Origin of the sequence: Saccharibacillus qingshengii, assembly GCF_013185195.1 — a bacterium.
Classification (GTDB): Bacteria; Bacillota; Bacilli; order Paenibacillales; family Paenibacillaceae; genus Saccharibacillus; species Saccharibacillus qingshengii.
This window is the reverse complement of sequence record NZ_JAAZWC010000004.1, coordinates 207,269-228,839: the sequence shown is the minus strand read 5'-3', so window position 1 is coordinate 228,839 and position 21,571 is coordinate 207,269. Positions and strand designations below refer to the sequence as shown.

General features: G+C 57.6%; 15 protein-coding genes. 5 read left to right on the top strand and 10 right to left on the bottom strand.

The features are described from left to right. Positions 1 to 35 precede the first annotated feature (35 nt). A complete protein-coding gene (locus HRQ60_RS05910) occupies positions 36 to 2,198 on the top strand; it encodes a glycoside hydrolase family 3 C-terminal domain-containing protein (RefSeq protein ID WP_172194707.1) in 2,163 nt (720 codons plus the stop codon). Positions 2,199 to 2,219: 21 nt separating this feature from the next. Beyond that, on the top strand, positions 2,220 to 3,026 hold the full coding sequence (locus HRQ60_RS05905) for a Nif3-like dinuclear metal center hexameric protein (protein ID WP_172194706.1): 807 nt from the start codon (positions 2,220 to 2,222) through the stop codon (positions 3,024 to 3,026). Positions 3,027 to 3,139: 113 nt separating this feature from the next. Here HRQ60_RS05905 and HRQ60_RS05900 read toward each other — a convergent pair whose 3' ends face one another. Further along, complete coding sequence (locus HRQ60_RS05900; protein ID WP_172194705.1) at positions 3,140 to 3,616, bottom strand: hypothetical protein; 477 nt, start codon at positions 3,614 to 3,616, stop codon at positions 3,140 to 3,142. 289 nt (positions 3,617 to 3,905) lie between these two features. Between HRQ60_RS05900 and HRQ60_RS05895 the strand changes: the two genes are divergently transcribed. The 3 genes from HRQ60_RS05895 (at position 3,906) to HRQ60_RS05885 (ending at position 7,887) form a co-directional block, all read left to right on the top strand. Next, on the top strand, positions 3,906 to 4,625 hold the full coding sequence (locus tag HRQ60_RS05895; protein WP_172194743.1) for a 3-ketoacyl-ACP reductase: 720 nt from the start codon (positions 3,906 to 3,908) through the stop codon (positions 4,623 to 4,625). 245 nt (positions 4,626 to 4,870) lie between these two features. After that, the gene (locus tag HRQ60_RS05890) at positions 4,871 to 6,184 is read left to right on the top strand and encodes an ABC transporter substrate-binding protein (protein ID WP_172194704.1); all 1,314 of its coding nucleotides are present in this window, start codon (positions 4,871 to 4,873) and stop codon (positions 6,182 to 6,184) included. Continuing rightward, the gene (locus tag HRQ60_RS05885) at positions 6,181 to 7,887 is read left to right on the top strand and encodes a methyl-accepting chemotaxis protein (RefSeq protein WP_172194703.1); all 1,707 of its coding nucleotides are present in this window, start codon (positions 6,181 to 6,183) and stop codon (positions 7,885 to 7,887) included. The genes HRQ60_RS05890 and HRQ60_RS05885 overlap by 4 nt, the downstream gene beginning before the upstream one ends. 98 nt (positions 7,888 to 7,985) lie before the next feature. On the opposite strand, the gene HRQ60_RS05880 is transcribed toward HRQ60_RS05885, so the two are convergent. The 9 genes from HRQ60_RS05880 to HRQ60_RS05840 form a co-directional block, all read right to left on the bottom strand. Further along, positions 7,986 to 9,188, bottom strand: coding sequence for a nitric oxide synthase oxygenase (locus HRQ60_RS05880; protein WP_172194702.1), 1,203 nt, complete (start codon positions 9,186 to 9,188; stop codon positions 7,986 to 7,988). Between the two features lie 260 nt (positions 9,189 to 9,448). Further along, the gene (locus HRQ60_RS05875; protein ID WP_172194701.1) at positions 9,449 to 9,922 is read right to left on the bottom strand and encodes a Dps family protein; all 474 of its coding nucleotides are present in this window, start codon (positions 9,920 to 9,922) and stop codon (positions 9,449 to 9,451) included. Between the two features lie 418 nt (positions 9,923 to 10,340). Next, entirely contained in the window at positions 10,341 to 11,315 is a 975-nt protein-coding gene (locus HRQ60_RS05870; protein ID WP_172194700.1) for a nucleoside hydrolase, read from the bottom strand. Between the two features lie 125 nt (positions 11,316 to 11,440). Then, positions 11,441 to 13,675 (bottom strand): MMPL family transporter, encoded by a 2,235-nt coding sequence (locus HRQ60_RS05865; protein WP_172194699.1) that lies wholly within the window; start codon positions 13,673 to 13,675, stop codon positions 11,441 to 11,443. A 289-nt stretch (positions 13,676 to 13,964) separates the two neighbouring features. Next, positions 13,965 to 14,921, bottom strand: coding sequence for a diacylglycerol/lipid kinase family protein (locus HRQ60_RS05860; RefSeq protein ID WP_172194698.1), 957 nt, complete (start codon positions 14,919 to 14,921; stop codon positions 13,965 to 13,967). A gap of 129 nt (positions 14,922 to 15,050) precedes the next feature. Beyond that, complete coding sequence (locus HRQ60_RS05855) at positions 15,051 to 17,054, bottom strand: putative bifunctional diguanylate cyclase/phosphodiesterase (RefSeq protein ID WP_172194697.1); 2,004 nt, start codon at positions 17,052 to 17,054, stop codon at positions 15,051 to 15,053. Between the two features lie 316 nt (positions 17,055 to 17,370). Continuing rightward, positions 17,371 to 19,236, bottom strand: a complete 1,866-nt coding sequence (locus HRQ60_RS05850) for an ABC transporter ATP-binding protein (protein ID WP_172194696.1) — start codon at positions 19,234 to 19,236, stop codon at positions 17,371 to 17,373. 63 nt (positions 19,237 to 19,299) lie between these two features. Continuing rightward, a complete protein-coding gene (locus HRQ60_RS05845; RefSeq protein ID WP_172194695.1) occupies positions 19,300 to 21,027 on the bottom strand; it encodes an ABC transporter ATP-binding protein in 1,728 nt (575 codons plus the stop codon). Beyond that, the gene (locus tag HRQ60_RS05840; protein ID WP_246281144.1) at positions 21,024 to 21,539 is read right to left on the bottom strand and encodes a MarR family winged helix-turn-helix transcriptional regulator; all 516 of its coding nucleotides are present in this window, start codon (positions 21,537 to 21,539) and stop codon (positions 21,024 to 21,026) included. The genes HRQ60_RS05845 and HRQ60_RS05840 overlap by 4 nt, the downstream gene beginning before the upstream one ends. Positions 21,540 to 21,571: the final 32 nt, after the last annotated feature.

Below are 21,571 nucleotides of genomic sequence, written 5' to 3'. Positions count from 1 at the left end.
TTGCGAAAATACCTTTTATCCGAGGAGGACTCACCATGCCCCATGCACAGCTCAACGCAGACCGGATCGATGCCTATAAGAACAAAGCCGCCCAGTTGGTCTCTCAAATGACGCTTCAGGAAAAAATCCATCAGATGATCCATGCCGCCCCGGCTATCGAACGGCTCGGCGTCAAAGCGTACAACTGGTGGAACGAAGGTCTGCACGGCGTTGCCAGAGCCGGGACGGCTACAGTATTCCCCCAAGCGATCGGCCTTGCGGCCACGTTCGACGAAGAGCTGCTCGAAAAAGTAGCCGACGCGATCGCGACGGAAACCCGTTCGAAATTCAATATGCAGCAGCGGTACGGCGATACGGACATTTACAAAGGATTGACGCTCTGGGCGCCGAATGTGAACATTTTCCGAGATCCGCGCTGGGGCCGGGGGCATGAGACCTACGGCGAAGATCCGTTTCTGACGGCCCGCCTGGCCGTCCGCTTTATCCGCGGGCTTCAGGGAGACGACGAGAACTATCTCAAGACCGCCGCCTGCGCCAAACATTTTGCCGTCCATTCCGGGCCCGAAGACGTACGCCACAGTTTCGACGCCGTCGTATCGGAGCAGGATCTGCATGAAACGTATCTCCCGGCGTTCAAAGCCTGCGTGCAGGAAGCCCGGGTCGAAGCCGTCATGGGCGCCTACAACCGGACGAACGGAGAACCCTGCTGCGGCAGCGAGAAGCTGCTCGAAGACATTCTTCGGGGAGACTGGGGCTTCGACGGCCATGTGGTCTCGGACTGCTGGGCGATCCGCGATTTCCATCTGCATCACAAAGTCACGGCAAACGAAGTCGAGTCGGTGGCCCTGGCCGTCAAGAACGGCTGCGATCTGAACTGCGGAAGCCTGTTCCTGTTTCTTCAGGACGCCGTCGACCAGGGACTCGTCACCGAAGAACAGATCGACCAAGCGGTGCGGCGCCTGTTCACGACACGTTTCAAGCTTGGACTGTTCGACGATCCGGCGGAGGTCCCGTTCTCTTCGATCGGCTACATGGAGACGGATTCCCCCGCCATGCGGGATCTGAATCTCAAAGCTTCGCGCGATTCGCTTGTGCTGCTCAAGAACGACGGCCTGCTGCCGCTCGACCCGGGCGCTCTGCGCACTGTCGGCGTTATCGGCCCGAATGCCAACAACCGTCGGGCCCTTGTCGGCAACTATGAAGGAACCGCGTCCCGCTACGTGACCCCGCTCGAAGGCATCCAGGATTATCTGGGCGGCGATGTCCGCGTTCTCTATTCGGAAGGCTGTCATCTGTTCCAGGAAAAAGTGGGCGGACTGGCCGCGGCCGGCGACCGACTGGCCGAAGCGCGAGGCGTCTGCGCGGAAAGCGACGTGATCGTCGTCTGCCTGGGCCTTGATTCCGGGCTCGAAGGCGAAGAAGGCGATATGGGCAATGCGTTTGCAAGCGGCGACAAGCCGGATCTCAACCTTCCGGGGCAGCAGGAAGAACTGCTGCGGATCGCTCAGGGCAGCGGCAAACCGGTTATTCTGCTGCTGCTTGCGGGCAGCGCTCTGGCCGTCACCTATGCCGAGCGGCATATTCCGGCTATCGTTCAGGGCTGGTATCCCGGCGCTCAAGGCGGCCGCGCTCTGGCCGAGTTGATCTTCGGCGAATTCTCCCCTTCGGGCAAGCTGCCGGTGACGTTCTACCGGACAAGCGAAGAACTGCCGGCGTTCACCGATTATGCAATGGAAGGGCGAACTTACCGCTATATGCAAAACGAAGCGCTGTATCCGTTCGGTTTCGGTCTGACCTACGGCGGCATCGAGATCGAATCGGCTTCGCTTGATACGGATTCCGCAGGCCGGAACGTCCAGGTGAAGCTCCGCCTCGCCAACCGCGGAGACCGCGAAGTCTCCGAAGTGATCCAGGCGTATGTCAAAGCCGAACGCGAACACACGCCAAATGCCCAGCTCAAAGCCTTCCGCAAAGTCCGCCTGGAAGCCGGCGCCTCGGCGGAGATCGAATTGTCCCTGCCGGACGAAGCTTTCGCCTTGCACGGCCAAGACGGCTCTCCGTCTGTCGCCGAAGGCCGCTACACGCTGCATGTAGGCTTCTCCCAGCCCGATTCCCGCAGTATCGAATTGACCGGCCGTACGCCGCACCGGTTCGAGCTGGTCGCCGGAGAGAGCGGCTTGACGCCAGTCCGCTCTTAAATCTCTAGGGAGGGATCGCGGATGACAGCAACAATCCCCACCGTGCAGACGGTGATCGACGCGCTTCTCGCTCCGGCGGGTTCCATGCCGGAGCCGACCGTGGACAAGCTGCTGCACGGCAGCCGCGATATGCCGGTGACCGGCATCGTCACGGCCTTTATGCCGACCCTGCGGATCATCGAACAGGCGGCCCGGCTCGGTGCAAATCTGGTCATCGGGCATGAAGGCCCGTTCTTCTCGCACCGGGAGCGAAGCGCCGAGGAAGCGGAAAGCCGGATCGCCTGCGCCAAACGGCAGGCGATCGAACGGTCCGGTGTCGCCGTCTACCGCTGCCACGACGCGCCGCACCGCTATGAGCCGGACGCCCTCACCGCCGCTCTCGTCGCAGCGCTGGACTGGACGCCTTATGTAAGCGAACATCGCCCCGAAGCGGCGCTGCTGCAGCTCCCTCCCGCTTCGCTGGACGAGTTCGCGGGACAGATCAAGCATCGGCTCGGCCTCGCTTCGCTGCGAATCTCCGGCGATCCCGAGGCGTTGTATTCACGGGCTGCCCTGCTCGTCGGCTGCCGGGGCGGAGGTTCTCTTGTGATCCCGCTGCTGGAACGAAGCGGCGCGGACCTGATCGTATACGGCGAAGGCCCCGAATGGGAGACGCCGGAATATGTCCGTGAAGCGAACCGGCTGGGTTCTCCGACCGGACTGATCGTTCTCGGCCACGCCGAGAGCGAAGAGCCCGGCATGGCCGCCCTTGCGGCCATGCTGTCCCGGTTGTTCCCACAGATTCCGGTGCGCCATATCCGGGAAGAACCGGTCTTTCGCAGCGTCTGAATCCGCTCTGAAGGAAAGACCGGCCGATCGCCGTCTCTTCAAAAAAACTTCCGGTTCGCTTTCCCCTGCGGGAAAGCAAACCGGAAGTTTTGTCTACTCTGCGTATATGCCGTTTATGCCGTTGTTGCGGATTCCACGTAATCGGCATATTCGGGCAGCAGATCGTAATAGCCGCTCAGCGAGTACCCCATGATCGTGTCAAATACAGCCGGATTCTCCCGGCGCAGAAGGTCGTCCGCATAACGCCAGGCATTTTGCTCCAGGCGCAGCGAGACGCGGGTGCGCGAGAGCTTGCCGCGAATCTGTACTAGTCGGTCGGACAGATATTCAAGCTCGGGATCGTGGGCATGGCCGAGTTCATGGGCCAGTACAACGCGCACATAGTCCTCGAACGGTTCAAGCGAACCGAACAAAAGCCTGCATTGTTCTTCGAGCACGCCAAGATAAAGGGTGATTCGATTGTCGTCGAGATTATATTTGCCGCCGATCAATCGTTTGCCGGGAAACAGATGTTCCAGCACCACTTCGATCTCGCTGTTCGAACGGGTCAAGACGTCGGTCACGGTATGTTCGATAAGGATTCTGTTCATGCGGTTTCTCCCGTTCCTTTTTTACCATACATATCGGCATGCTGCCGCTTTTTATAAAGGGAAGCCGGAGAATAGTATACCGCTATTAGCTGAAAAATGGAAACAAATAATAATTTTACCCGCTTTCTAACTTTTTGAAACAACTTACCAAGAACGGTCACATAAAAGGTTTCAATTTGGGATTGAACAGCGATCTTTACATGCTGTTCGCTTGGAAAATGGGAGCCGGTCCGTTACACTTTTAAGGTGGGATTTTTTTCTATCGAGGAGGCAGTTAACCGTGACCATGATTGAACTCAAGAACCAAACGGCCGTCATTACCGGGGCCGGCAAAGGCATTGGCCGCTCTATCGCCGAAGCGCTCGCCGCTGAAGGCGTACATCTGGGTCTGATTGCACGTACCGCTTCCGATCTGGAGACGCTGCGCACCGAATTGTCGGACAAATACGGCGTCAATGTATTCGTGCATGCGGCCGACGTCTCGATCCGCACAGAGATCGAAAACGCGGTGCAGGCCCTGCACGAACGGCTCGGCGCTATCGATATCCTGATCAACAACGCCGGCATCGGTTCGTTCGGCAAACTGGTCGAGATGGATCCGGACGAGTGGGAGCGCATCATCCGCGTCAACTTGATGGGTGCTTATTACACGACGCGCGCCGCCCTGCCGTTCATGATCGAGCAGAACAGCGGCAATATCCTGAATGTCGCTTCCACGGCGGGCGAACGCGGATTTGCGACCGGCTCGGCTTACTGCGCATCCAAAGCGGGCCTGATCGCCATGGGCGAAGCCGTCATGCAGGAAGTCCGCAAGTCGAATATCCGCGTCGTCACACTGAATCCGAGCACCGTCAACACGGAGCTGTCTATTCAGAACAATCTGCCTGTAGGCGACGAAGACCGGATGATGCAGCCGGAAGACGTAGCCGATCTGGCTGTCGCCACCCTCAAACTGCCGGCACGCGTATTCGTCAAATCGGCCAGCATCTGGACGACGAACCCGCAGTAGAATCGAATAGGAAGCGGGCGGGAGCGCTGTCGTTCCATGCCCGGCTCCGTTTGATGAAGCAAAAGCCTTTTTCGGCCTGCCACTCGGCCGAGAAAGGCTTTTTTGGCTTTTCTGTCCGGCTGCTTGTCCGTAGAAAGCGATCCCTGCTTCTTTTTGCCTATACATCCCACGGGGTTTTTACCGGTATAGCTTCTAGACGCCAGTTGACGATTTAGACACCGAAATTCGATGTGGGAAGAAGGTACATGATGATTATTGATAAAACCAGGACGGTTCTGCTGACACTCTCGCTGTTTGCAGCCGTCGGTCTTGCAGGCTGCGCCCCGGCCGAGAAAACGTCCCAAGCGCCGCAGGAATCGGACGGTCCGGTCACTTTGCGGTTCATGTGGTGGGGATCGGAGCAGCGCAACGAAGGCACCCTCAAAGCGATCGAATTATACGAATCCCAACACCCCGATGTCAAAATCGAAGGGATTCCGGTAGCCGATACCACGGCCGTTCAGACGCAGTGGGCGATCGAAAATGCCGAACAGCAGGCCGCAGACATCATTCAAGCCGATTATTCTTTCATTTTCAACTTTTCCGACCGCGATCTGGTTCAACCCCTGAACGCATTCGTCGACCAAAAAGCCATCGACGTTTCCTCGATCGACCCTTCCGTTTTGGCCCTCGGAAAAAAAGACGACCAGCTGTACGCTTTCCCTATTTCCCAAAACAACCAGGTTCTTGTCTACAATGTTCAAATGCTCCAAAAAGCCGGGATCCAGGCGCCGGAAGGCAGCTACCCGCTGGAAGAGTTTGAACGTATCTTGAGAGCGCTTAAAACCGCAAACCCCGAACCTGGATTCGCTCCGCTTGCCAATATGATCGACGTCAATTACTATCTGCGCTCCCAGGGGGCCCATATGTACAGCGAAGACGGAAGCACGCTCGGTTATACGGACGACAGCATCCTGGCCGATTATTTTGCTTTGAACAAGAAATGGCTGGATGAAGGACTGCTGCTCCAAAAAGCCAGTACCCGTCTCGACGAGAACAACTCGATCGTTACCGGAGAAGCCGCCTTTATTTCTTTTTCGAGCAACAATATCAGCGGTCTGAGCAATCTGACGGACACTCCCGTACAGCTGATGCGTTTCCCTTCCGTAGGCGAAAAAGACGGACACTGGGTGAAGCCTTCCATGTTCCTGGCCGTTTCCTCGTTCTCCAAGCATCAGCAGGAAGCTGCCGAGTTCCTCGACTTTTTTATCAACAATCAGGAAGCCAACGATATTCTGAACGCGGAACGCGGCGTGCCCGTGTCCAGCATGATTGCCAAACGATTGGCCGAGAAAAGTCCTCTGGTCGACGAGCAGGTCCGTTTCCTGGAAAATATCCGCAAAACGGCCGAGCCGCTTGATGCGCCGAATCCGACCAGCCACGTCGTCGTCAACAGTATCTACCAGTTGGTGCTGGAACAAGTGCTGTCCGGAAAACTCACGCCCGAACAGGGCGCAGCCGAATATCGCAAACATGCGGAAGAAATCATGGCCGACACGGTGGAGGAATCGAAATCATGAAAAAAACAAAATCCCTTCGCTTCTCTATCAAGATGAAATTGTACGCCGGATTCGGTCTGGTACTTGGACTGATGGCTATTATCGCCGTTCTCAGCTACTGGTATATGGTCTCGACCAATGACTCTTATACCCGATTGATCAACGAAGAGTCCGCTTCCGTTCAGTCGATCCAGAATCTGGCGCTGGCCGTCGAAGGTCAGCACAGTCATTTGTCCGAATACCTGCTGAACGGCAGCGAGAAGAATCTGACGGCTTACAAAGAGTCGCAGGTCCGCTTCCAGACTTCACTGAAAGAACTGGATTCCCTGATCACCGATCGGAGCGAACGACAGATTCTGGCCGGTCTCGATCTGCTTCAAAGTTACTTCAGCAGTGCGGCTTCGCAGATGATCGAGCTGAAAAAGCAGAACGATCCCGAAGCCTACCTGAAAATTCTGACCAGTCAGGAAACGGTATTGGACAAATTCAGCGGCATTTCGCTGGGCTTCGCCCAAACCAAGCAGGAACAGCTGGCTGCGCAGGCCCAAGAAACGTTCGAACAAGCCCAGGCCACCAAAGTGCTGGTTCTGATCTGCACTCTGATTACCCTGGCGATCGGTGCCTTTATCTCTTTGTATATCAGCCGTATCATCTCCAAGCCTCTGCTCAAGCTGCAGGCGATGGCGGTCAAAATCGCGGAAGGCGACCTGCGCGATACGCGGGTAGAAGTCGCCAACCGGGACGAGATCGGCGAGCTGGCCCGTTCCTTTAACTTCATGGGCGAGAATCTGCGCACGCTGATCCACGAAGTCAGCGCGCATTCCCAGCAGGTTGCGCTGTCGTCGGAACTGCTCTCGGCCAGCGCCGATCAGACCGGTCAGGCTACGGAGCATGTGGCCGGCATCACGGAGGAACTTGCCACGGGCAGCGACTTCCAGGCCGGTCAGGTCTCTTCCGGCGTCAAGCTGGTCCGTCACATGGACGAAGAAGCCCGCCGCATTTCGCAGCGTTCCTCGCAGGTAGCGGACTCCGCCGCGCACGCTTCCACGGTCGCTTCCGAAGGAGGCGACGCTGTCCGTACCGCCGTACGGCAGATGTCCGCCGTTCAGACCAATGTCAGCGATCTGGCTACGCGCGTCGGCCTCATGGGAGACCGCTCCAAAGAGATCGGGGATATCATCACGATCATCACCGATATCGCCCAGCAAACCAATCTGCTCTCGCTTAACGCTTCGATCGAGGCGGCGCGCGCGGGCGAACAGGGCCGCGGCTTTGCCGTAGTGGCCGGAGAGGTCCGCAAATTGGCGGAACAGACGGCCCTGTCCGGACAGCGGGTCTCCACGGTAGTCGGCACGATCCAAGACGACATGCAGTATATTACCGAAATGGTCGCCGAAGGCGCGCATGAAGTTCGCTCGGGTATCGAAGCGGTCGGAACGGCCGGCGATTCCTTCTCCCGGATCGAAGAAGCCGTCAAGGCATTCACCGGACAGATCCGCGAAGTCTCGGAAGCCGCAGCCGATATGTCGCATGAAACTTCGGGTGTCGTCAAAGTATTCGAAGAGATCAATCAAATCTCGGTCCGGATCGCCGAAGGATCCCAAAGCGTTTCCGCATCGGCGGAAGAACAGCTGGCCAGCGTAGAAGAGATCACGGCCGCTTCCAAAGAGCTGGCGGATCTGTCCCACGGTCTGCAGCAGAGCGTAGAAAAATTCGTCGTCTGATCCGTTTCCGGCACAGGCAATGAAACGAACCGACACGAATCGAAACGACAAACAAGCCTCCGGGATCTTTCCGGAGGCTTGTTCGATGATTCGAGGGTCTATACGCGAAACCCCGTTCCTCCCGCGCCCGTAATCGGACAGCCGCCGCTCGGACGGCTTACCGGGCAGCCGGATGAGCGATCGGAAGCGCCGGGTTCCTGCATCCGGGCAGAGTAAGGTTTTTTCCCATAAAAGAAATTCGGCTTCTCGATCGAATTGTCGTACCGTTTATGAAAAACATGCGTGGTCGCGGGCGACATCGGCGGAATCAGCCAAGCCCAATTCCCGGTCACCGCACGCCCCGCTTCCCGTTCGCGCTTCTCGAACGTCTCGAACTGTGCGGCTGCCGTATGGTGGTCGATCATACTGACGCCAGCCGACCGGTAAGATTCCAGCACCGCGACGTTCAGCTCGACCAGAGCCCGATCCTGCCATAATGTGCTGCGTCGGCTGCGATCTAGGCCCATCAGATCGGCGACGGCAGGCAGCTTGTTATAACGTCCTTCGTCCGCGAAGTTCCTCGCTCCGATCTCCGTCCCCATATACCAGCCGTTAAACGGCGCGCCGCCGTAAGAAAGTCCGCCGATTTCCAGCCTCATGCCCGAGACCGCCGGTACCGCATACCATTTGAGTCCCAACTGCTCAAAGCCCGGGATGTCCGGATGGCGGATCTCGACCTCCAGCACTTTTTCCTGCGGAAGCTCGAACCACTTGGGTGCGCCGTCATCCAGTTGGACGACCAGCGGCAGCACATCGAAGTCGGTTCGTGCGCCGCTCCAGCCGAGCCGTTCGCAGACCCGCGTAAATTCCAGAGAAGCCGGATCGCCGATGCGTCCGCCGTTCTCCGACTCATAGCCCGCGTAGCGGATCAGCTGCTCGTTCCACAGCCGAACACCGGGCCGTTCGCCGTGATCCGGTTTGAAGATCGTGATCGTCGGCCGGATCTTTCCCCGGTTCGTCGCATAGTCGAGATGCTCGATCAGCGCCTGCGCAATCTCTTCCTCGGACGAGAGCTTCCGCCGATCGATCACATGCAGACTGTCCCAAGGCAGACGCCCGATGCAGCGGTTGCTGCTGCGCCAGGCCATTCTTGCCCCGTGCCGCAGCTCTTCGTACGTATGCACATACGTCCCGCTCTCTTCGATCTCCCGGGCAATCTCCCCGATCCGCCGATCTGCCTCTTCCCCTGTACGTTCCAGCTCCGCATAACACTTCCGTATAAAAAGTTCCGCTTCTGCAAGCAGAGCCGTACGTCCATTCATCCAAGCTCACCTCGCCTTTGTAAATGATCTGAATCACATCTATTTGTATCATACGGCAGTAGGGTAGAAAGCAAAGAATTCTTTCACGAAGATTTGGTGTCAAAAAACAAAACTTGGCTCCGCCGATCCTTCAGAAAGTCCCGCATGCACCAAAAAACCGGGTCGGCCGCCCTGTTGTACAGGCGTACCGAACCCGGTTTTTCTGGGGAAAATCTTCCGTTCCCTGCATGCTTCCGCTGCATTCGCAGGTGTCGACGCGCTTAGCGGCCCATGTAGGCTTCCAGCATCCAGGCGTCTTTCTCGATGGCACTCTTCATGCCGATCAGCATATCTTCCGTCACTTTGTCTTCAATCGCTCCGGCCATTTCGATCGCTTCTTGGAGTTCCGCCGCTTCGGCGCGGAAATCGCGAACGAGCGTATCGACCATTTCTTCCGCCGTTTCGTCGCCCCGGGCTTCGGAGACGCTTGTCAGTTCCAGATACTCGCGCAGCGTAGCGGCAGGAGCCCCGCCGATCGTGAGCAGGCGTTCGGCCACTTCGTCCATACGCAGTGTCGCGGCATCATACAATTCCTCGAACTTGGCGTGCAGGGTGAAGAAGTGGGTGCCTTTGATGTACCAGTGATAATTGTGCAGCTTGGTATACAGCACCGACCAGTCGGCAACCTGTTTGTTCAGTGCGCGGTGCAGTTCGACGGCGGTATCCATATTCACGTTTGTTTTTACAGTTTCCATTTTATATTCGCTCCTTTATTTTAAATTTAGACTTGTTCTAAATCCTTGTTTAAATTATAACACTGCCGCCCGAAAAAAGCGAGGGGTATTCCAAAATATTTCGCCGGCTGCCCGGCGCAGAAGAAAATCAAAAACCCCGTCCACTGCCGAAGCGGCGGACGGGGTTTTGAGCGGCCTGCGCAGCAAAGCGCGAGACCCAGAGCGTATTATATACGCTCATGTATCGATTTGCGCAGCGTAGCGCGAGACCGGGAGCGTACTAAGCACGCTCCCGTATCGATTTACGCAGCAAAGCGCGAAACCCCGAGCGTACTACGCACGCTCCGGTATCGATTTGCGCAGCAAAGCGCGAAACCCCGAGCGTACTACGCACGCTCCGGTATCGATTTGCGCAGCAAAGCGCGAGACCGGAAGCGTATTATCTACGCTCCGGTGCCGATTCTTTCGCCAGCTCCGTGATGTAGTCGAAGAAGCCGGCTCCGTCGACATCGTACACGAGCTGGACGGGACGGCCGTCGGCCGTCTCGACCGTGCGGCCCTGGCTCGGTCCGTCGGGGATAACGATCGCATTCACGGTACGGCGCTCGACCAGCTCCGGCTTGCCCAGCGAAGCGGTGGTCAGCACATCCCACAGATAATAGGTGGAATTCGTCTCCATATACACCAGCGCCGGACAAAAAGCGTAGCACTGGCCGAGGAAATCGACCCCTTCGAAGCGGCGCTCCGAAGCCCAGCGGCTGCGGACCGCAGGCGTCAGCGGAACTTTGTTCGTACTCTCCAGCGCGACCAGATCGATCTCGATTCCGCTGCGGAATACGCGGTCGGCCGATTCCGGATCCCAGAATACATTCCATTCGGCCGTGCCGTCATGTTCCGGTTCCTGTACGTTGCCTGCCTGGAATGTGCCTCCCATCCAGAACAGACGCGCAATCTTCTCTTCGATCTCCGGCGCTTCGTCCAGAGCGCGAGCCAGATCCGTCAGAGGACCTGTGAACAGCAGGGTCGTCTGCCCTTCGGTGCGCTTGAGCGTCTCGATCAGATGGCGATGTGCCGGAAGAGGCGACAGCGGCGCATCCATTTTGCCGGATTCATTGAGAATCGGCAGAGCGTCCACGTAGAACGAATGCATGCGCCACTCCGCCGGAAACGGATTTTTGCCGCGCGAGTTGGATTTGGCCACTTCGACGGATCTGCCTCTGCCGAAACGGTCAATGATCTTGCGGCTGGCATCGGTTGCGGGTTCCAGGTAACCGTCAGCGGGAATCACCGACACGCCCGTTACATCCACGTCGTCCATTTGCAGCAGCAGAAACAGCGAGACCAGATCGTCCACTCCGCCGTCATGATTGAAATATACCGGTGTTTTCAAAACTTCCACTCCTCTAATCTTCATAATAACGTCCGTTCATTCTTGCCCTTGCCTACTTGTCGCAGCCCTGTTCATTATGACGCGTAAGGCGAATCGAGTAAAGACGGACCGCCGATAAAGCGAGTGGAATTCCGGCCGGCAGCAGCAGATCAGACGCCGGAAGACGGGGCTTCCCGCGTCGTTTCCTTCGTCTCCTGCGGAGCCCGGCCCGGCCAGAAAGCGGCGCGGCCGAGCAGCATCGTAATCGCGGGTACGAGGAAAGGACGGACAATAAACGTGTCGAGCAGGACGCCAAGCGCAGCCACGACGCCGAACTGTACCAGAACCTGGATCGGCAGCGTCGCCAGCACCGCGAACGTACCGGCCAGAATAACGCCGGCCGAAGTGATGACGGTGCCGGTCTCGCCGACGCCTTCGCGGATCGCCTGTCTTAACGGCAGCGTACGGCTTTTTTTCCAGATGCTCGAGATCATGAATATGTTATAGTCTTCGCCGAGCGCTACGAGGAATACGAACGCATACAGCGGAATCGCTCCCTGGATCGCGTCTTGTCCCATCACGTAATGCAGAATGAGCCAACCCAGGCCCAGCGCCGAAAAGTACGACAGAACGACGGTGGCGATCAGATAGACCGTCGCAACGACCGAACGCAGATACGCGAGCAGCAGGATCGCAATCAGACCGATCACGACCGGGATCACGATGTCGGTGTCCCGTTCCGTTGCCGCGCGGGTATCGGCCTGGGTCGCCGTTTGACCGCCGATCCAGACTTTGTCCGCCGCCGAATCGATCCCCGCTTCCGTCAATGCCGATTCGGTAACGGAACGCAGCTGCGCGACGTCATCCATCGCTTCGTTAGCGTACGGATTCACATTCAACTTTACGCTGTACAGCTGGATATCCGCATTCTCCGCTCCTTTTTCCGGTTCCGCCACCGCATCGACAAAGCCAAGATCGGCAAGTTTCCCGGCCAGTCCGGTATCTTGGCCTTCCGAGTCGACCATGACTTGTACCGGAGCCAGCTCACCGGGCGAGAATCCGTCCGCAATCGCATCGAACCCTTCAACCGAAGGCATATCGGACGGGAACGAAGACAGCAGATCATAGGTAAAGCGAACCTGCGACGACGCGGCCGCCAATCCTCCGAGCACGATCAGCGATGCGATGACGACCGTCCAAGGGCGTGTCGTGACCACCCGGCCGATCCGGCTCTCTTTCTTTTTGCGGTGGCTTGTCGGTTTGTTCCTGCGGCGCGCGCGCTCTTCTTCCATCTCCGGCGTGCGGGGCACAAACGGGAAGAACGAAGCCCGGCCGATGATCGCCAGCAGGGCGGGTACAAGCGTCAGGCTCGCAATCCCCATGATCAGAATCGCAACGCCGAACGGAACCGCGAACCGGTGGTACGCTCCATACTGAGCCAGCAGCAGCGTGAACAGCGAGAGCACAACGGTCAGTCCGCTCATGGCAATCGCGCCGGACGACTCCGTCAATGCCGCTTTGAGAGCGCTCCGTTTATCGGTCGTCTCCGTCAGACACTGCCGGAAGCGCGTAATCAGGAACAGACAGTAATCCGTTCCCGCCCCGAACAGCAGCACCGTCATGATCGAAATGCCCTGCGAATCCGCCACGATCCAGCCCCGGTCGGCCATGGTGCCCAGAACCGGACTGATGACGAGATAAGCGAAGCCGACAGCCACGATCGGAATCAAAGCCAGAATCGGCGAACGGTAGATCAGCAGCAGGATGACCAGAACCAGAACCACGGTGCCGATCAGCAGCGAGACATCGGCGTTCTGGAACAGCGCACCGGCATCGATCGCGATACCGACAGGCCCGGTGACCCGGGCCGACAGCTCCTCCGTCCCGGTCTTCACCGCAAACGGATTGCCTCCCAATACCGACTCCGCCCTTTCTTCAAGCAGCTTCGTGTTTTCCTTGAGCGCTTCGGTATCGGCCTCTTCGCCGAACGTCACCGGCAGGACGATCGTGCCTCCGTCTTCCGACAGCAGGCCCTGACGGGCCGGCTCCGGCAGCTTGTGCAGCGGCAGCACACCCGTTTGATCCGGCAGCGGATCGCTTTCCAGCGATTCCGTCAGCTTTGCCAGACTGCCCAGATCCGCTTCGCTTAACCCCCCGCTGCGATTCCAGACCAGCAGCGCGGCCTGGCCGCCGTCGCCGGGAAACTCCCTTTGTGCAATTTGGGCGGCCTGAACGGACGGATAATCGCTGCCCAGATCCGCCGCACCGTTATTTTCGCGTTCGCCGACTCCCGGCCAGATCAGATTAAGCAGAACCGCTGCGGCAATCCAGACGGCCAGAACGACCCATCTGCCGACCTTTCCGGCCAAAGCGCCCGCTATTCCTTTTCCTTTTCCGTTTTCCATGTCTTCCTCCTTCAGGGCATATCGACTCTGCCTCTTGGTAGATCTGTAATAGGTCATCGTTTTCCCATAGAAATGCGACTTTTCTTAAGCGTACAGTCATTGAACAACATTATGACTCATGAGTCATTTTTGGTCAACATCTAATATTTTTCTCCGCCAGAAGCTGATATCCCGTTTGGTTAACCCGTTAACTTGGCACACTCGCTCAAGAAGCGGGAACCGCACGTGATTCGGCGATTCCCGCTTCTTGAACGCTCTGCTCCCTACTGTCTGCCGGTCGAACCGGAGTTTACAGCCGGGGGCCGGATGATTCCGGTTCGATCGCGGGAGTACCGCCGATCAAACTGCCCGCTGCGGCTTCGGGTCCGTAAAAGAACCGGAGCTTGGACGGCAGAACCGCGATATCGGCCGGCGTCTCGAGATAGATTTCGCCGTCGCTGTCGATTCGCTTGGGCTCGTCGGTCTCGATCCGCAGCGCCGAAGTCCGGATATACTCGATCACGCCTCCGCTTTCCCGATAATCCGTCAGGTCCCCTCCGTTAATCACCTGCCAGGCCAGCGACAAGCCCGCTTCCCTCACGATCAGCACATCCAGCTGCCCATCGTGCACGCCTTCTCCGGGAAACGGCAGCTTCGCCGTGCCGAGCGACCGTCCGTTGGCGGCCAAGATCATTACGGCTTCGCTGTCCACGATGCCTTCGTCGTGCGTAAGGCGGAACCGGAACGGTTCGGCCTGGCGCAGCGTACGCAGCGTACTGAGGAAATAACTCAGCTTGCCCATCCGTTCTTTTTGATCGGAGTCGATATTTTCCGAAGTGTCCGTAATCAGTCCGATGCCGACAAAATTCGTAAAAATCCGTCCGTTGACCGTTCCGACATCGGTATCCAAAAGCCGGCCGGCCAGCACTTCTTCCGCAGCTCGGCCGATTTGCAGAGGCAGCCGCAGCGTACGCGCAAAATCGTTGCAGGTGCCGCCGGGCAGAATCGCGATTTCCGGTGCGGGATCCGCGGCGGCCGCACCGTTGATGCACTCGTGCAACGTACCGTCTCCGCCCAACAGCAGCAGCAGATCGAATTGGCCTCCGCGCTCGCGGCAAATCTTTTCTCCGTCGCCCGGATTCTGCGTCTGTACCAGCGTAAGTTCGCCGATTTCCCCAGCCAGTGCTTCCACCGCATCTCCCAGCTGTCCCGCTTTTTCCTTACCGGCTTTGCTATTGTATACCAGCATCGCTTTTTCCCAACGCATAGGCTCATCTCCCGTTCGCTTGATCGCGGGTCGGACGCTGTCCGGCCTTCTCCCCTAGTTATTACCCAGAAGACGAATCGAAAGATCGCACGACACCGGGAAAACCAGGAGAAGGCTCTGCCTGAATCTTCAATCGGCGGTATAAGCCTGCTGCGGAGCGGCCGTGATCTTCCAGGCGCCGGCTTCGACTTCCTGCGGAAGCATCGGACGCCCGTAGTAATAACCCTGCATCAAGATGCAGCCGCGGGATAACAGGAAGTCGGCCTGCTCTCTCGTCTCCACGCCTTCCGCGACTACTTCCAGGTCGAGCAGACGCGCGATTCCGATAATGCCGACGATCAAAGCCTGCTTGGAGACCAGGTCGCTGCTCTTGACGAAAGACTGGTCGATCTTGAGCGTATCCACCGGGATCTCGTCCAGTCTGCCCAGCGAAGAATGGCCGGTTCCGAAATCGTCCATGGAGACTTTGACTCCCAGATTGCGTACCTCTTGAAGCTGCGAGAGCGTGATCTCCATGTTTTTCATGGCGATCGACTCGGTAATTTCGAGCTCGAGCATAGGGCCCGGCAGGCCGCTCGAGCACAGCGCTTCGTCGACCATATCGAACAGAGTCATACTCTCGAATACCCGGTAAGACATATTGATCGAAACGCAGACCCGAAAAGTCTTCGCGTCATGCCAAGCTTTGTTCTGCCGGCACACTTCGCCCAGCATCCAGCGGGTCATCGGCACGATCAGCCCCGTTTCTTCGGCGATCGGAATAAATTCGCCCGGCGAAACGACTCCTTTTTCCGGATGCTGCCAGCGAAGCAGGGCTTCGAAGCCGGCTTCGCTGCCCAGACGCGCATCCCACTTGGGCTGGTACACGATAAAAAACTGCCGGTGTTCAAGCGCCAACCGAAGATCTTTCTCCAGCTCCATCTTGCGGCTGAGCTGCCCGCCGATTCCGGCATTGAAGAAAACGGTTTTGTCTTTGCCGGAGGTTTTGGCCTGGTACAGAGCCGCATCCGCCGCTTTCAGCAGGGCCGGACGGTCTTTGCCGTGAATCGGAAACAAGCTGAGGCCGGCACTGGCTGTCACATACAGTTCGTTGCCTTCGATCATGTACGGCCGACTGATTTCTTCGAGCAGGGCGTTTACCCGCTGCAGCAGCCGCGCCGGATCTTTTTCGGTTCCGACCAGCAGAAATTCATCCCCGTCCATCCGAAACAGCGATTCGCTCTCTTGGATCCGGGTATCGATACGCCGCGCGGCATGCGCCAGCAGCATGTCGCCGAGATCGCGGCCCAGCGTATCGTTGATCACTTTGAAACGGTCCAGATTGATCAGGACCATCGAACCCAGCCGGTTCTCGGTAAGGCGGCGTTCCGATTCTTCCGGAAGCGCGTAACGATTGCGCAGACCGGTCAGCGGATCGAGGAATGCGATCTGCTTGAGCGTACGGCGTTCGAACACCATGAAGATCCAGGTGATGCACAAAATAAGCGAGACCAACACCGATACGCCGGCCACCACATAGGAGGAAGGCAGTTCGGTATAGCCAAGTACGGCCGCGGGGGAACGCAGACCGTCGATCCGCAGCGCGCCCAGAAGCGCATACTGCATGGCGAATATGCCCGAACCGAGAATCAGCGCGGCCACCGGCTTCGACAAAGCGGACGAGGCCGAATGGCGAAAGTTGCCGAGCACATACAAAGCAAAGTAGCAAGCAATAAACATAATCGCCACCGAGAAAAAACCGACGACCGGATCAATGGCGACCACAAGGGCGGGTCTCAGCGCGAACAAGCCCAGAGCGGACATGACGGTCACGCCGAAGCCGAACACGCCGCCCGCAAGGCGGCTGGTTAGAGGCTTCTGTCTGCCGAACAGCAGAAGCATTATGTATGCGGACAAACTGGAAATCGCTACAGCCGAGACGGCAAGCTTAGGCTCGTAATGCAGCGCAATGCGATGATGATAAGACAGCAGACTCATAACATGGACCCACCAGGTTCCCATTCCGAGAACGATGGCAGCGGCGGCGGTAACAAGCCGCTTCTTGCCTTTTCCCGTCCAGCTTTTTCCCATGGCCAAACCAAAAGCCAAATAAGCGGAGAGCAGCGCGACCGACAGCGACAGAACGACAAGCATGCCGTTCCAATTCTCCGTTAAACCTGAGACAAGGACAGAGATCATAAATCGGTACCCACTTTGCGTTATGATAGTTGTTCGGACGGTATGTAAGGCGCTTGCTTCAGGCAAGTAAAACCTTCCCTCATTATATCGAATAAATATGCGAAATTCATTAAATCGATGGATTTAAGGTCAAAAAAATGCAAATTACGCAGCCAAACGCACAAAAAGAACCGGCAGCGGCTGCCGGTTCTTGTTTGTTCGGGATATCGGAGGATCGGATTGGCAGGTTCCCGGGCCCGAAAGCTTCGGACCCGAAAAGTCCGCCGCCGAATTATACGGCTTCTTCCGAGAACTGGCTGTTGTAAAGATCCGCATAAAACCCGCCTGCGGCCAACAGTTCGTCGTGTGTCCCCTGCTCGATCACTTCGCCCTGATTCATGACAAGAATCAAATCGGCTCCCTTGATCGTAGAGAGACGATGCGCGATCACGAAGCTCGTCCGGCCCTTCATCAGCTCGCCCATGGCCTGCTGGATAAAGATCTCCGTCCGGGTATCGACACTGCTTGTCGCTTCGTCCAGGATCAGGATGCGGGGGTCGGCCAGTATGGCGCGCGCAATCGTGAGCAGCTGCTTCTGTCCCTGCGAAATGTTCGACGCTTCTTCATTCAGCACCGTGTCGTAGCCTTCCGGCAGCGTACGGATAAAGTGATCGGCTCTCGCCGCTTCCGCCGCGCGCACAATTTCGTCTTCCGTAGCGCCCTCGCGTCCATACGCGATATTCTCGCGAATCGTGCCGCCGAACAGCCACGTATCCTGAAGCACCATGCCGAACAGCCCTCTCAGCTGTTTGCGGTCCATTTCGGACGTATCCACGCCGTCGATCTTGATCGCTCCGCCGTTCAATTCATAGAAGCGCATCAAGAGGTTGATCAGCGTCGTCTTGCCTGCACCGGTCGGTCCGACGATCGCGACGGTTTGTCCCGGAGCCGCCTGGATATTCATGTCGTTGATCAGCATCTTCTCTTCCGTGTAACCGAAACGCACATGCTCGAACTTCACTTCGCCTTTGCCGGTCAAGTGGCGTTCCAGCTTGCGGTCCGGCGTTTGTTCTTCCTCGTCCAACACCTCGAATACCCGCTCCGCCGAAGCGATCGCCGATTGGATGATGTTCGCGATGTTCGCGGTCTGCGCAATCGGCTGCGAGAATTGTCTGGCGTATTGGATAAAGGCCAAAATGTCCCCGATGTTGATCCGCCCGTTGGTCACGAAGATACCGCCGACCACACAGATCAAGACATATCCGATATTGCCGATGAAAGACATCAGCGGCATAATCATGCCCGAGATAAACTGGGCTTTCCAGCCCGATTCGTACAGCTCCGCATTATGACGGTCGAACTCCTTGAGAGAAGCTTCTTCGCGTCCGTAAGCTTTGACGACCCGCTGGCCGTTGTACATTTCTTCGACGTGTCCGTTCAGGTCGCCGAGCGAACGCTGCTGGCTCGCAAAATATTTCTGCGAACGTTTGGCGATGACAATGGTCACGACCAGACTGAGCGGAATGGTCAGCACCGTAATCAGCGTCATGATCGGACTGATCGTCAGCATCATGATGATGACGCCGATGATGGTCACAAGCGACGTAATGATCTGCGTCATGCTCTGCTGGAGGGTATTGCTGATATTGTCCATGTCGTTCGTGACCCGGCTCAGTACATCGCCGTAAGGATGCTTGTCGTAGTATTTAAGCGGCAGCCGGTCCAGCTTTTCCTTGACCTCTTTGCGCAGGCTGTAGGAAGTGCGCTGGGCGACGCCGGCCATCACGTACTGCTGGATGTAACCGAACAGGGCGCTGAACACGTACAGTCCGGCAAGAATCATGATGATCTGCCAGATGTAGGTGAAATCGACCGCGGCTCCGGGAATTCCCTGCGCTTTGGCGATCACGCCTTCGCTCAGCCGGTTAACCGCTTTGGCCATCACTTTCGGTCCCAAAATATTGAATACGGTACTGAGAATGGCCGTGATCAGCACGACCAGCAGATGGAACTTGTAAGGGGAGAGATAACGTGCAAGACGCTTCAGCGTCCCTTTGAAATTCTTCGGTTTGACAACAGGCATTCCCATGCCTCCGGGACCCATTCCCGGCGGGCCTCCACCGGGTCCCCGGTGCGGCGCTTTTTTCTGTTCACTCATAATAGGCTTCCCCTTCCCGAAGCGATTGGAGGACCGGCGTTGAGGCTGCAAAGCTGCGTTTCATCATCCCGCAATCTCCTCCGCCGACAGCTGCGAAGAGACGATCTCCCGATACACTTCGCTGCTCTCCATCAATTCCGCATGCGTGCCGATTCCGGCAATCCGTCCTTGATCCAGCACAATGATGCGGTCCGCGTCCATAACGGTGCTGACCCGCTGCGCGACCATCAGAACGGTCGAATCCTGCGTCTCCTGCTTGAGCGCGGCCCGAAGCTTTGCATCCGTCTTGAAATCGAGGGCCGAGAAACTGTCGTCGAAGATATAAATCTCCGGCCGGCGTACCAAGGCCCTGGCGATCGAAAGACGCTGCTTCTGTCCGCCCGACAAGTTCGATCCGCCCTGGGAAATCGGCGAATCGTAACCTTCGTCCAGCGTTTCGATGAATTCCGCCGCCTGGGCCGTCCGTGCCGCCTGGCGCACTTCTTCATCGGTCGCCGAATCGTGGCCGTAGCGGATATTCTCGGCTACGGTCCCCGTAAAGAGCAGCGCCTTCTGCGGCACATACCCGAGCTTCAGGCGAAGTTCGTCCTGCTTCATCTCGCGGATATCCACTCCGTCCACCCGTACGGAACCTTCCGACGCTTCGTAGAAACGCGGAATCAGACTGACCAGCGTCGATTTGCCGGAGCCGGTTCCCCCGATGATCGCCGTGACTTCGCCGGGACCGGCTTCGAACGAAATGTTCGAGAGCGCGGGTTCTTCCGCTCCGTCGTAGCTGAACGTTACATCGCGGAATTCAAGCCAGCCTTTTTGCCGTGAAGCGGTTGGGGAAGCGGGATCCGTAATATCGGGAATCGCCTCCAGCACTTCGTTGACCCGTCCGGCCGATACCGACGCCCGCGGAACCATGACGAAGATGATCGAGACCATGATCAGGGAGAACAGGATCTGCATCGCGTACTGGACAAAGGCCATCAGGTTGCCGAGCTGCATCTGGCCCGCGTCGATCCGAATACTGCCGAACCAGATAATGGCGATCGTCGAAAAGTTCAGGATCAGCATCATGGCCGGCATCATAAATGCCATGATCTTATTGACGCGAATCGCGGTATCTCTCAGATCGCCGCTGGCGTCGTCGAAGCGTTCGCGCTCGCTGTTCTCGCGGCCGAACGCCCGGATGACCCGGATGCCCGTCAGATTCTCGCGCAGTACAAGGTTGAGTCGGTCGATCTTCTTCTGCATCGCTTTGAACAGCGGCAGCGCGCTGCGGCCGATCAGCAGAATCAGCAGCGCCAGCACCGGAATGACGACTACCAGGACGAGAGAAAGCTTGGCGTCTTTGGAGACGGCCATGATAATGCCGCCGATCATCATCATAGGGGCCATGGCCATCATGCGCAGCATCATGGTCAGGACCTGTTGAATCTGCGTAATATCGTTGGTCGTACGCGTAATCAGCGACGCCGTGCCGAACTGGTCGAACTCTTTGAGCGTAAAACGCTGCGCGTGCGAGAATACCCGGCTGCGCAGATCGCGGCCGAAGCCCAGCGAGACTTTGGCGGACAGATAACTCGCCGCGATCGAACAGATCATCCCGATCATCGCCACTCCGAGCATCAACCCGCCGATTTGCCAGATGTACGGAATATCGCCGTTCGAAATACCTTTGTCGACGATATCCGCCATCAGCGTCGGCAGATACAGTTCCGACAGGGCCTGCACGAGCACCATGAACAGGACCAGAACGACGCCGACCCGGTAAGGCTTCAGCATGCGAAACAATTTCATCATAACGGTCTCTCTCCTTTATCGTCGGACGCACAAGCGCCCTTCTCTTGCCCGGACTCTTCGTTCTCGCGCTCGGCGAAATAATTGTGAGTCCGGTTCAGCAGCTGAACCAGAAGCCGGGTATCTTTTTCCCCCAGATAATCCGTCAATCCGCCGACCATCGATTCCATCTCGCGGATAAAGGAATCGGTAACCCGCACGCCTTCGTCCGTCAACGAAATCCGCACAGCCCGCCGGTCCGACGGATCGGAACCGCGCAGCACAAGACCGTCCGCTTCCAGGCCCTTGATCAGCTGCGTTACGGTCGGCGACGCCACATCCAGAATACGGCTGATTTCCGATACCATGATGCCCGGCTCGCCATGATCGACGCGGCTGCGCAGGACCATCAACAGCATGCCTTCGCTCTGTTTGCGGCCGGCCATCGGTCCGGAATGCTTCTTCTTGCCCCTGTGCTGGAACTTGCGGATCGTAATCATCAGTTCGCGGGCCAGGGGGCTTATACGGGGTTCCATTTCGCTGCTCCTTTCTGTTTTCCGTTATCGGC